16 protein-coding genes, 1 pseudogene and 1 riboswitch are annotated in these 12,490 nt (G+C 29.5%); of the genes and pseudogenes, 9 read left to right on the top strand and 8 right to left on the bottom strand.

All coding sequences use genetic code 11. The annotated features are described in order from the left end of the window. Positions 1-31: 31 nt before the first annotated feature. The 6 genes from JK634_RS09130 to JK634_RS09105 form a co-directional block, all read right to left on the bottom strand. On the bottom strand, positions 32-967 hold the full coding sequence (locus JK634_RS09130) for a putative nucleotide-diphospho-sugar transferase (RefSeq protein ID WP_202767340.1): 936 nt from the start codon (positions 965-967) through the stop codon (positions 32-34). A gap of 27 nt (positions 968-994) precedes the next feature. Next, positions 995-2,179 (bottom strand): glycosyltransferase, encoded by a 1,185-nt coding sequence (locus JK634_RS09125; RefSeq protein ID WP_202767339.1) that lies wholly within the window; start codon positions 2,177-2,179, stop codon positions 995-997. A 16-nt stretch (positions 2,180-2,195) separates the two neighbouring features. Beyond that, complete coding sequence (locus JK634_RS09120) at positions 2,196-3,128, bottom strand: putative nucleotide-diphospho-sugar transferase (RefSeq protein WP_202767338.1); 933 nt, start codon at positions 3,126-3,128, stop codon at positions 2,196-2,198. Positions 3,129-3,163: 35 nt separating this feature from the next. After that, the gene (locus JK634_RS09115; RefSeq protein ID WP_202768096.1) at positions 3,164-4,159 is read right to left on the bottom strand and encodes a GDP-mannose 4,6-dehydratase; all 996 of its coding nucleotides are present in this window, start codon (positions 4,157-4,159) and stop codon (positions 3,164-3,166) included. After that, positions 4,144-4,908, bottom strand: a complete 765-nt coding sequence (locus JK634_RS09110) for a glucose-1-phosphate cytidylyltransferase (protein WP_202767337.1) — start codon at positions 4,906-4,908, stop codon at positions 4,144-4,146. The genes JK634_RS09115 and JK634_RS09110 overlap by 16 nt, the downstream gene beginning before the upstream one ends. Before the next feature lie 128 nt (positions 4,909-5,036). Beyond that, positions 5,037-5,222 (bottom strand): hypothetical protein, encoded by a 186-nt coding sequence (locus JK634_RS09105; RefSeq protein ID WP_202767336.1) that lies wholly within the window; start codon positions 5,220-5,222, stop codon positions 5,037-5,039. A gap of 177 nt (positions 5,223-5,399) precedes the next feature. Between JK634_RS09105 and JK634_RS09100 the strand changes: the two are divergent. The 3 genes and pseudogenes from JK634_RS09100 to JK634_RS20540 form a co-directional block, all read left to right on the top strand. Continuing rightward, positions 5,400-5,599, top strand: a pseudogene (locus JK634_RS09100) (ribose-phosphate pyrophosphokinase); the annotation flags it as partial. Between the two features lie 16 nt (positions 5,600-5,615). Continuing rightward, positions 5,616-6,164 carry a cysteine hydrolase family protein gene (locus tag JK634_RS09095; protein WP_202767334.1) on the top strand — a complete coding sequence of 183 codons (549 nt, stop codon included), beginning with the start codon at positions 5,616-5,618 and terminating at the stop codon, positions 6,162-6,164. Between the two features lie 2 nt (positions 6,165-6,166). Then, the gene (locus JK634_RS20540; RefSeq protein ID WP_274601343.1) at positions 6,167-6,292 is read left to right on the top strand and encodes a hypothetical protein; all 126 of its coding nucleotides are present in this window, start codon (positions 6,167-6,169) and stop codon (positions 6,290-6,292) included. A gap of 114 nt (positions 6,293-6,406) precedes the next feature. On the opposite strand, the gene JK634_RS09090 is transcribed toward JK634_RS20540, so the two are convergent. Then, a complete protein-coding gene (locus tag JK634_RS09090) occupies positions 6,407-6,856 on the bottom strand; it encodes a staygreen family protein (protein ID WP_202767333.1) in 450 nt (149 codons plus the stop codon). A 54-nt stretch (positions 6,857-6,910) separates the two neighbouring features. Further along, positions 6,911-7,819 (bottom strand): LysR family transcriptional regulator, encoded by a 909-nt coding sequence (locus JK634_RS09085; protein ID WP_202767332.1) that lies wholly within the window; start codon positions 7,817-7,819, stop codon positions 6,911-6,913. A gap of 178 nt (positions 7,820-7,997) precedes the next feature. Here JK634_RS09085 and JK634_RS09080 point away from each other — a divergent pair, with 178 nt between their 5' ends. From JK634_RS09080 to JK634_RS09055, 6 genes are all read left to right on the top strand, one after another. Then, the gene (locus tag JK634_RS09080) at positions 7,998-9,428 is read left to right on the top strand and encodes an MFS transporter (RefSeq protein ID WP_202767331.1); all 1,431 of its coding nucleotides are present in this window, start codon (positions 7,998-8,000) and stop codon (positions 9,426-9,428) included. Positions 9,429-9,566: 138 nt separating this feature from the next. Next, positions 9,567-10,055 (top strand): methylated-DNA--[protein]-cysteine S-methyltransferase, encoded by a 489-nt coding sequence (locus JK634_RS09075; protein WP_202767330.1) that lies wholly within the window; start codon positions 9,567-9,569, stop codon positions 10,053-10,055. Position 10,056: 1 nt separating this feature from the next. After that, complete coding sequence (locus tag JK634_RS09070; protein WP_202767329.1) at positions 10,057-10,743, top strand: DNA alkylation repair protein; 687 nt, start codon at positions 10,057-10,059, stop codon at positions 10,741-10,743. Positions 10,744-10,752: 9 nt separating this feature from the next. Continuing rightward, on the top strand, positions 10,753-11,301 hold the full coding sequence (locus JK634_RS09065) for a bifunctional transcriptional activator/DNA repair enzyme AdaA (RefSeq protein ID WP_202767328.1): 549 nt from the start codon (positions 10,753-10,755) through the stop codon (positions 11,299-11,301). Positions 11,302-11,411: 110 nt separating this feature from the next. Further along, complete coding sequence (locus tag JK634_RS09060) at positions 11,412-11,615, top strand: helix-turn-helix transcriptional regulator (protein ID WP_202767327.1); 204 nt, start codon at positions 11,412-11,414, stop codon at positions 11,613-11,615. Next, complete coding sequence (locus JK634_RS09055; protein ID WP_202767326.1) at positions 11,612-12,040, top strand: hypothetical protein; 429 nt, start codon at positions 11,612-11,614, stop codon at positions 12,038-12,040. The genes JK634_RS09060 and JK634_RS09055 overlap by 4 nt, the downstream gene beginning before the upstream one ends. Before the next feature lie 155 nt (positions 12,041-12,195). Then, a riboswitch (Lysine riboswitch) is annotated at positions 12,196-12,377 on the top strand. Positions 12,378-12,490: the final 113 nt, after the last annotated feature.

Raw genomic sequence — 12,490 nt, 5'->3', positions numbered from 1 at the left:
GTGTATACAATTATTATTAAAAAATTCATGTTCAATTTAATATAAAACGATGTGTAGCAGGAACGCCTTCTTCACCAATAAAGCCAAAGTTAAACCATGGAAAGTTCTGAGTTACTTGTTTTATTGCTTCGTCTAAAACATAAACATAGGGTAAATATATCAAGTTTAATATAATAGGATTATAAATGTGGTAATACCAACATAAATTGACTTCCTTTGGACTAATAATAGTTAATCCAGAAAAGTGAAAGAATACCAATTTATCATTATTTAAATACGCCTCACCGTTTTGTGAAGTTACTGTATAATCTTGAATATTCCAAATGGCAGCATTAACGCCATAAGAATTTACAATGTGAATATTGGGAAATATTTGTGGCCATGACTCTGTATATCTTTGATCTCCGAAAGTTTTATTAACCAAGTCTATAGTAGACGAACAATTCTCAATACATTGCTCTTTCCAAAACTTTATAGCGCTTACTCCAATAGGATCATTTCTACAACCTACAAAGCCAGTATTAAACCTTCCAGTAAGTGGATAGGTAAACGCAAAGTCCTTTGAATTTCTATGATCTGTTAAAAAAATTGATGCAGAAGGGTTTTCCTTAAAAATTAGCATAGGATCTTCATAAAAATATAGGTCTGCATCCAAGTGTGCATAATAATCAGCATCTGTATAATTAGTTAACACATGATGAAGTATTAGAGGTTTACCAGTCCAACAATATTCATGAAAACTTCTATTGCTTTTTGCTTTTAACAATTGATCATCTTCCAATTGTTCTATTTTAAATAAGGTCACTTTTTCAAAACCTATTTTTGATAGCACCTCGAAAGTTTCATGATCCATGCATAATATAAAAAGTTCAAAATCAGAACAACGAGTCTTTAATGAACTATAAAGTGCTATTAATTTGAATAAATGATATTTAGAAACTACTGAAGTAAAATGAAACTTAGGCATAATATCACTCCTTATTTCTAAGATTAGTTATATTGTTAAATTGAAAATGCTTTTAGTTAGTCCAAAAAACATATATGGGAAATGTGACATTCCGTGTAATTTTTGTAGTTTTATTAATTGAGTTTTAGTTTTTTCAAAATTTTTTTCCAATTCAGGGAACAAAAGTAGCTTAGTAGTCGTATTGTTCCTAACACAAATATCAATAGCGACTTGAAGTATCTTAAGAAAAGTATTTAATAAATCCTTGTATTTTCCCAAAATATTCAGCTGATTAATTTCGGAGATAACATTGTTAATTTCATGATGATCCATGGGAATTACTAGGCTTAAGCATATTAGTAGCATATCAAGGAAATAAATGTTGTTATATTTTGTACATAAATAACTAATATTTACTGGAGCAGAATCGTTAGAAGCATTTTTTAAATGTTCTTGATGCACACTTATAATATCATAAGCAAGTTTAAATTTATTGCCTGCTTTATAAAGCCTAATACCGAGATCATAATCTTCAAATCCATATTTAATAATATTCTCATCAAACATTCCTAAACTAATAACTTGTCTTCTATCAACTGAGGCATTATTTGTTATAAAAAATCTCCAAGGTATATTATATCCATTAAGATCTTGACCATAGATTTTAATTGTTTCTTTTAAATCAGTTATAAAATCCATTTCTAAGTCGAAAGCATAATTTAAAAAAGTTTCATCAATAATTTGGTCTTGTGTAATTAGTTGGTATTTTTCGTTTTGCCAATAATCTATAGGTAATTTATATTTATCAGCTCTCTTAAAAAAGTCCTTAAGCTGATAAGGTAGAAAATCTTTATAGTAATAGCTATAAACTCTTAACCAAGGGACACCACAAACTACAACATTTTCTCTATCATGTGCTTCTACATGTTTTGTTACGAAGTCTTTCGAAGCTATCATATCACTATCGTGAAAAATCAATATATCTCCTGAAGCCTGTTCAATTCCTTTATTTCTACCTCGTGCAATACCTTTATTCACATCTAGTCGTATTTTTTTGAGAGGAAAATTAGAAACAAAGGTTGAGAGCATATTTTCAGTATCATCATATGAACCATTGTTTACTACAATTACCTCAAAGTCATCATGGGGATAAATTTGATTGTTAAGTGCCAATAAGTTATAGTACAATCTTTCACTTGAATTAAATGAAGTAATAATTATACTAGCTTTCACAGTATTCACTTCCTCTCTAGGGGTTTATTTTAAGGATACTAGTAGTCATATCTTCGGCATTAGAGAAGCCGTTAAAATAAGGGGCTATCTCTAGGATGTCTGCAATAATTTTTTTTATAGTATTTTTATAAATTGAGTATATAAATGGAGAATCAATACTTCTAAGTTCATATAATTGGATAATATCATCCTTACTCATAATTCTAAAGCCACTAAAGTGATAGCAGATCAGTCTTGAATCGTCAATGAAACATTTCTGATCAATTATTCGAAAGTTGTGTTTAGCATAATTCCAATGCCCAATGTTTACTCCAGGAGTTTTTATATCAGAAACGCTTTGAAAGTAAGTGGGGATTAAATCTAAATATTTTTGATCCCCAAAACTATTGGCTTCAATTGTATCACTACATTTTTCAAGACATTTTATTTTCCACCATTTTAAGCAGAGCAAGGAGATGTTATTATTTTTAAAACTTATAAAACCAGAATTATAGTGACCAATTAATCTCTGTATTCTATTATTAAACTCAGGTGGAAATGATGGTACGTAAACTTCAGATTTAGAGAGTAGAATAGAAGGCTTAGGTTGATTTTCGAATATTAACGTAGGGCTACTAAAGAAAAATAAATCTGAATCTATAAATGTTATGCGGTTTATAGATGAGAATTTACATAGTAAACTTTCTATAAATATAGGTTTTAATGTCCAACAGAATTCATTTAGCTTTCTCTCTTTTCTTAATGAATATAAGGATTTATCATTTAAGTCTTCAATTCGAATTAATATAATTTTCTTTAAGTTGATTTTAGTTAAAAGACTATAAGTTTCGTCATCAACACATAATACAAATACACAAAAATCATCCATAACTTCATAAAGTGAGAAAAATAGAGCGATAGATTGGTATAATCGCTCTTTAGATAAAATAGTACAAAATGAGTTGTTCAACTATATCAACTCCATCCTAATTTTAAATATTGATATTACTGATTTTTTAAAAAATCCTTATACCAATCTATAGTTTTATTTAATCCATCATTAATACTATAATGTGGTTGCCAGTTTAAAACTTCTCTAGCTTTTTTTGATGATAGATATTGGTGTTTTATTTCGTTAGTTCCCTCATTTAAAATAATTGGTTTTAAATTACTATTCATAGCTTTTATTATTTTATCTACTAATTCTAAAACCGTAAGTTGTATTTCATTACTAAAATTAAAAGCTTCACCAGCTAAATTTAACTCCTCTAATTTTTCAGCTAAAAGCAAATAAGCTTCAGCAGCATCTTCTACATAGAAATAGTCTCTAATAAAAGTTCCATCACTACGGATTATAGGTGCTTCATTGTTTAGTATGCTTCTAATAGTTTGCGGGATAATTCTATTAAAGTTTAAGTCACCTCCACCATATAAGTTACCACATCTAGTAATTGATACTGGAAGTTTATAAGTGTGAAAGTAAGTCTGAGCTATTAAGTCAGCACAACTTTTTGATACATCGTAGGGGTGAGTGCCTTTAAGTGGCATATTTTCATCGTAGGGAAGAGTAATCTGATCACCATATGCTTTATCACTTGACGCAATAACAATTCTTTTTACTAGAGGACTTCGTCTTGAACTTTCTAATATATTACAAGTTCCTAAAATATTTGAATTAAAGGTTGATAAGGGATTTCTATTAGCAACACCAACAATAGCTTGAGCTGCTAAATGAAATACAGTATCAATTTCATATTCTCCTAAGGTTCTCTCTAGTAGAGTATAATCTTCAAGAGCACCATTAACTATATTTATATTTTGGATATAATTACCACTGTATAAATTTGATTTAGGAACAGAGTCTCTTATAAGCCCAGTTACATTTGCACCTAAATCAACTAATTTTTTTGAAATATAACTTCCTAATAGGCCTGTACAACCAGTGATAAAAACATTTCTTCCTTTCCAAAATGAGTTCATGTTTTTCACCATACCTTCCATAAGTGTTTTCCTTGATTCCACAATTCATTTACAGCTGAAATATCCTTAGCGGTATCCATTGCTGTCCAAAATCCTTGATGAATATAAACAGCTAACTCTTGATCATTTACTAGTTTTTTTAGTGGTTCCTGCTCTAATATACAACTTGTACTATCACTCAAATAGTTAAAAACTTCTGGATTCATTACGAAAAAACCACCATTAATTAAGTCACCAGTTTGATTTTTTTCATAAAATGATTTTGCAATACCTTCATTTACCGTTAAAGTACCATATTGGCTTTTCTTATAAATTCCAGTTACAGTAGTAATCGCACCTTTATTTTTATGAAATTCTAAAAGATTATTTAGGTTTATATCTGAAAGACCATCTCCATAAGTCAACATAAAAGTTTCATTTCCAATGTATCTTTGAGCAAGTTTTATCCTACCACCAGTCATTGTTTCAAGTCCTGTATCAACAAAAGTTATCTTCCATTTTTCAGCTTCTTCAAGAATCTGAATATTATTTGGATCAGAATCAAGTATAAAATTATGATTTTTCCATCTATAGTCTAAAAAGTATTCTTTTATTTTTTCTCCTTTATATCCTAATAATAGGACGAAATCATCAAAGCCATAATGTTTATATAATTTCATTATGTGCCAAAGTATAGGCTTTCCTCCTATTTCCACAAGTGGCTTAGGAATATCTCTTGTCAATTCATGCATTCGGGTGCTCTTGCCCCCACATAGAATAACAACCTTCATCTTTATTCCTCCAACTTAATCTAAATTTATTAACTAAGATTAAATAAATTAACATAGTAATAATGAAATAGCATATAGTACAATATATGTCGAAATAAGATGATTTGATACGTATTTTATCATTTATATTAAAGTGGTAGTTTAACATAGCTACAGTTAAAAGTATCATCATATAGAATAGTAACTATTAAAAAGGTTCTCTTCGTCACTACAGAGGAGTGCTGAATATTAAGTACATATTTGTCTTTTATAAAATCATTCACCTCATCTTCAAGTTTACGAAAGTTATCTCCACTGAATATTTTCATTTTCAAATTACCCACCTCCAGTTTTAATATATTTTGAGAATTCATTGATTATAAGCATTTTCCTAATAATGAATATTTAAATGAGTAAAATGTTGAAAATTACAAAAGACCAAGTGTTTCCAATGATATAGTAATATACACAACAGATGATAGGAATGAAAACAATTTCAGAAAAGTACTTATAAGAAGAGAGATTTTAAAACAGGTTATATCAAATGTTAGAGATAAGTGGTAATATTAAGAATGAGAATTTTGTTGCAATAATATTAGTCGACTTATGCTCAAAGGGTGGTACATTTATGTTAACAGAAGAGAAACTTAAAGAGATGGGAGCAAAAGAAATATATCTTGCAGTTACTCACTGTGAAAATACTATTTTTGAGATTTAGGAGAGGTATTATGAAAAAATTATTAGTAGTAATTGATTATCAAAAAGACTTTGTGGATGGAGCCTTAGGATTTAAAAAGGCTGAAACTTTAGAAGATGGAATCTATAATAAGGTGAATAAATATTTACATGAAGGGCATAAGGTTTTATTTACTTATGACACTCATCATGATAATTATTTAGAAACTAGAGAAGGAAAAAACCTCCCTGTAATTCATTGCATTAAAGGTACAAAAGGACATGAACTTTTTGGAAAGCTTAAGGAATTTGTGAAGGTAAAAAATACTCTTCATTATAATAAAGGAAGTTTTGGAATATCACCAAAAGTCATGCTTAAAATTGCTAAAGAACTTGGAGAGAATATAGATGAAATAGAGATGGTTGGAGTAGTTACAAATATATGTGTAATAAGTAATGTAGTAATATTTCAATCACAATATACTAATGCTAATATTTCAGTTGATGCAAGTCTATGTGCTAGCTTCGATGATGAACTACATGATAAAGCCTTAGATGTAATTGAATCATTACAAGTTAAGGTAATTAATAGAGGGGTATAGCTGTGATTAATCTACTTTTATTAACAGATTTTTATAAAACAATGGGAGATAAAGATAAAGATACAAAGCATATTGAAGCATTACACGATTTAGTGTATTTGCCGATACAAATTAGAAGTCGTGTTTAAGGATGGAAAGTTAATAAAAGACTATACATTATCAGGAATAAGTAGAAAATTGCATAGAGACCTTTGAACAATGCCAGTACGTCTGTTATAGACATGCTGGCATCTTTGGGTTTGTTAGGACTTGGTAATATCGTATTCAGAAAAATATCCCCAATTTTCGATAGAATTGTAGTAAGGGTCTGCTGAATTAAAATTAACTATTATTGGACAAATGTCTAATATGGGATTTAGAATAAATAATTTTCTATCACCATATCTAATTGCTTCTAAAGCAAGGGGTAATTCACGTCTAAATACGATATTTCTTGTATTTGGACCAAATTCTCCATCTAACATTAATGATACATGAAATAAATATATTTCATCAGCATTAAGCCATTCACCTAAAACTTCATCTCTCATATGTGTAAATTCACCATAAGCATAATCGCTACATATAGTTAAAAAAAGTTCTGCAGTTATATCTGAATGAGTGAGAGTATAACGTCTTGGTATAATAGGGGCTGTGGGTGTGGTTCCTGATCCAAACTCAACTGAAAGTTTTTCAGTATTTAAACTACTCATAAGCTTACTTCCTTAATAACTCAATATATAAATAGTGTATTTATATTAAAGTTACTATGTTAAAGTTTTTAAAGAATTATAGTCTGAATTAATAATTGAATGAAAGGATGTTTTTGATTCAATTATTTCTATAAATTTTTGAAGTGCATTTGTTTTAAGAGAATCCTTATGTCTAATAAAAAATGTTTTTGCTAGACTATATTCTTGCGGTATCTTAAATGATTTAATTAATCCAAGCTGCTCATATTCTTCAATCGAAGATTCTGGTACAAAAGATGCACCTAGATCTTCCACTACACCTTCAATAATCGAATCTAGATTATTAAATTCCATGTACCGAATGTTAAAAATTCCTTTGCTTTTTAGCCATTCTTCTAGTTGAAATCTATTTGGACATCCAACAGTGTTCATTATAAATGGCTTATAATATACCTCTTGTATATCATTATATTTTGAGCTAGAGATAAGAACTAAGTTTTCTTCATATGCAAGTTCTTTAATGATATTTTCATCAGATATTGAGGATGACTTAACAAAAGCTCCGTCTATCTGAAAGTGTTGAACCTTATAAATAAGTTCATTAGTATTACCAGTTATAAGTGATAAATCAACCTTAGGGTAAGCTTTATGATATTCTGATAAAATTGCGGGAAGATGTAGTGAGGACAACGTATGATTAGCACCAATAGCTAAAGAGCCTGATGGATTAATGGAATCATCTAAAGCCTTTTCAGCATCCTCAAGTAAATGAAGGATTTGTTCTGCATAAACTAAGAGCTTTTCACCAGATGGAGTTAAAACCATGCCACGTTGTCTATAAAATAGAGGAGTTTTGAGTTCAGATTCTAATTGTTGAATTCTTGCAGTTACATTTGATTGTACATATCCTAAAATCTGAGCAGCTTTTGTAATACTCCCTTCAAGTGCAACTGTTTTAAATATTCTAAGTTCATTACTTTCCATAAGTTTCAAACCTTTCGTATATCATAAAAAGTGAATTATATTATCATTAACATTCATTTTACTTGATATATGCTTTCATGTAAACTAGTTTTAGATTGAAAAATATAAAGAAAAGAGGTGAACTAGGCTTTACGATTTTAGCTTAAAATATAATTCTAAAACTAAAAGGAGAAAAATTATGAAAAATAAAAAAGGATACAAATGGAGTGTTTTATTAGTAGTCACATTAGTTTCGTTTATTACTAATGTTGATTCTACAATTACAATAATTGGTCTACCCAAAATAATGCAAGGTCTTGATATGAATGTAGCAATGGGGTTGCTAACAATAACTTCATATATTATTGCAAGTACAGTACTTTTATTACCAGCAGGAAAATTGGCAGATATCGTTGGAAATAAAAAAATATTTATATGGGGATTTATAATATTTACTATAGGTACAGTATTATGTGGTATTGCTAATTCTGGGATAAGCTTAATTTTTTATAGAATTATTCAAGGAGTGGGAGCAGCATTTGCGTTAGCAACTGCAACTCCTATAATTATTAAAACATTTCCAGACAAGCAGCTTGGATTAGCGTTAGGAATTAATTCTACATCATGGGTCATAGGAGCACTTGTAGGTCCAGTTATAGGAGGAGCATTAATAAGTGAATATGGATGGAGAACAATTTTCTTCATTACAGTTCCCTTTGCTATTATAGGAGTAATCGGAGCTTTTATAGTTCTTGAAGGTACTAATGTTATTGGAAAATTTAAAGTTGATCTCAGGGGAATTATAAGTTTTGGCATTTGTCTAACTCTTATAATGCTCGTTCTTTCAGAAGGAGAAGCGTGGGGATGGACGTCTTTAAAAACTATTGTAGCATTTATTTTTATTATAGTATTAGGAATTATCTTTATAATAAATGAGCTCAAAGTAGAAAATCCACTATTTGATTTTAGCTTGTTTTCATATAAAAATTACACTGTTGGATTAGGAATAACCATAAGCTACTGCATAGCATATTTTTCAATAACGTTGCTTCTAACAGTATACTTACAGGGAGCGTTACACCTAAGCCCAGTTGAATCAAGTTTTCTTATAATTCCTTTATCTGCACCACAGCTTATAATGGGTCCTTTGGGAGGAAAATTAGCTGATCACTTTGGAACAGAAAAAATGATTATTATTGGAAGCTTTATTTTAACAATCGGCTTCTTATTGCTTGGTAACCTTGGGAATGTTTTAAATGTTTCAGCTGTAGTAATACCACTAATTATAATTTCAGTTGCAAATGGTATTGCCTGGCCATCAGTAGCTAAGGCAGTATTATCATCAGTACCTAAAATGCAAACAGGTTCAGCTTCGGGGATGTTTTATACTATTTATAATTTAGGACGTGCATTAAGTCAAACTTTGGTTATATTAACTATAGAATTTAGTATACCTTCTGAATTGGTTTCTAGAGTACTTGTAGGAATAGATAATTTCAATGGTGCACAAGAGGTTGGCAAGCTTATTCGCTCTATAGGCTTAAGCTTTAAATTCTTTTCAATATTTTTTGTAATTACATTAATATTAGCTGCTAGCAGTTGGAGAAGTAAAATGAAAAAAACAGAATAGAAACTTGCTTACCGCAAAAAGTAAGACTTTTGCGGTATTTTTTATTTATTAAATTACAGAGTGATATTTCGAAAGACATGGAGACTTGAATATAGTAAACTTAATATATATTAGATATGTATACTTGGAGGTATATAAATGAACGCCTATTATTATGAAACAAAAATCGGTAAGATATTAATTATAGAGAATGGAAGAGCCATTACGCACATTAATTTTAATTCTGAAATGCCCAAAGAGATTAACCTGATTGAAACAACATTGCTCAAACAAGCTGCAAAAGAATTGCAGGAATATTTTGAAGGAGAAAGAAAGAGTTTTAATGTTCCTCTTGAGCCCAAAGGTACAGAATTTCAACAAAAAGTTTGGAATGCACTTAAAGAAATACCTTATGGAGAGACATGTAGCTATAAAAATATTGCAGAGAAGATAGGAAATATAAAAGCATCTCGTGCAGTTGGTATGGCAAATAATAAAAATCCGATTCCTATAATCATTCCTTGTCATCGTGTTATAGGAACTAACGGAAAATTAGTAGGTTATGCAGGAGGATTAGGAATAAAAGAAAAACTCTTAGAAATAGAAAACAAGAGAAATGAGAAGAATAATATTACAATAGGTGGTTAATGTGTACAAGGAAATTAGAGAAATATTATTTAGCTTAGAAGATGAAGAATATAAAAAATTTCAGAGTTCTTTGTGTCCAAACGTTAATAATATAATTGGAGTTAGACTGCCATATTTAAGAAAAATGGCAAAACAGTTAGCAAAGGGTGAATGGAAGACGTATATTAATTCTGCTAGAGATGACTATTTTGAGGAAGTTATGCTGCAAGGGATGGTTTTGGGATATGTAAAAGCAGATGTTAATGAACGATTAAACTATATAGCAAACTTTATACATAAAATTGATAATTGGTCGGTTTGTGATAGCTTTTGTGTAGGATTAAAATTTACTAAATTTAATATGGAAAAAGTTTTAGCATTTATAGAGTATTATTTAAAATCTAAAGAAGAGTTTGAAGTTAGATTTGGAATTGTTATGTTAATTGACTACTATATTAATGAAGAATATATTGATAAAGTGATTATATTATTAGACAGCATAAACCATGAAGGTTATTATGCAAAAATGGGGGTAGCTTGGGCCGTTTCAATGTGTTATGTTAAGTTTCCAAAAAAAACAATGAAATATTTAAATAATAATTCTCTTGATAATTTTACATATAATAAGGTATTGCAAAAAATTAGAGAGTCATTAAAAGTCAGTAAGGAAGCAAAAGACAATATAAGAAGCATGAAACGAGAATACTAGGAGGAGTAAATGATATTAAAAGAAGAAGAAAAATGGGATGGAGTAATTAATAATGATGAAAATTATGATGGATTATTTTATTATGGAGTAAAAACTACAGGGATAGTTTGTAAGCCTTCTTGTAAATCAAAGGAGCCATTAAGAGATAATGTAATGTTTTTTAATTCTTTTGAAGAGGCAGTTGATAAAGGTTTTCGTCCATGTAAAAGATGTCGACCAGATCTTTTGACTTTTAATCCAATAGATGAACTTGCATTTAAGATTAAAGAGTTATTTGATTCATATTATTCAAGTAATATAGAATTGGAAGAGAAGTTAAATGGATTAGGAGTAAGTCAGAATCATATGATAAAAGTCTTTTCTGATAAATTTGGTATTACACCAGTGAAATATATAAATGCACTTAGGATTGAGAAAGCACTGGCTTTACTTGAAAATACAGATGATACCGTAATTAATATTGCATTTTTATGCGGGTTCGAAAGTACTTCAAACTTTTATGGATTTTTTAAAAAACAAATTGGAATTACCCCAAGTGAGTATAGAAGTAGATTATAGATAATCTACTTATTTTTTTTGACAACTCATGGAAAGTAAGCTTTACATTCTGGAAAAATAATGCTATTATATATATGGAAAGTAAACTTTCCATGAGAGGAGGTTCATCTTTGAAAAATCGATTAGAAGAAATAAGAAAAGAACGAGGAATTAAGCAAGAAGAACTTGCCGAAGCATTAGAGGTTTCAAGGCAAACAATAGGTTCATTAGAAAATGGGCGATATAATCCATCTATAGTACTAGCCTTTAAAATAGCGAGATATTTTGAAATGTCAATCGAAGATATTTTTATATATGAGGAGGAAGAGAAATGAATAATAAAAAAACTCTTATGTATTTAGTTTTATTAATTTTAGGTGTTGCTATGTTACTTTTGGGAAAATTCATAATGGCAGATGAGAATGTAAAAAATATTTCAGGCATTTGCCTTGGATTTGGTTCAGCATTTTTTGTTTTAGGTATAGGAAACCTAGTTGGAAATTTCTTTACCACAAGGTTAGAAGATGAAAAGTTAAAAAAACTAAAGGATATTGAAGTAAATGATGAACGTAATATTAGAATAAAAGAAAAATCAGGTTATATGGTGAGTAAAATAATGAACTTTATAATTTGTATACTGGTTTTAGCCTTAGGCTTTATGAATGCAGATAGGTTAGTTTTAATTCTTGTTTCGTCATTGCTTCTAATAGAAGGTATACTATTTATAAGCTTTTCAAATTACTATTCAAAAAGAATGTAGTTTACATTTGTATCATAAAATTATTGGTGGAGTAAAACTCCACCTTTTAAATTTGAGGAGAATCCAATGGCTGTAAAAAATATACAAATATGGGTTGACTTAGGAAGATATGTAAGGTAAACTTATTTTATAATTTAATATAACCTCACTTAAGTAGGTGGGGTAGAGGCGCGATATTTAACAGTTTTTAGTGGAGTTTGAGAAGCAATGATACTAATAAGAAGGAAATGTCGCCGAAGCTTATAATATTCTCAGTATTATTTGCTGGGTCTGTAGTTAAGAGCTACAGGACTGTCTCAATAAACTTCCCAGTTTATTGAGTTGTGCTATCTCATTTGGGAAAGGAGAGGAATTAAGGGCAAATATGCTACTTGCGATCTGAGTTCACCTCAGATCTTTTTTTATACTCAAATTGAAAACAAAGGTGGCGGTGAAGCCATTTAAAAGATA

Origin of the sequence: Clostridium paridis, assembly GCF_016765615.1 — a bacterium.
GTDB lineage: Bacteria > Bacillota > Clostridia > Clostridiales > Clostridiaceae > Clostridium_T > Clostridium_T paridis.
The sequence above is the reverse complement of the archived record's forward strand: the minus strand, read 5'-3'. Positions and strand labels throughout refer to the sequence as shown.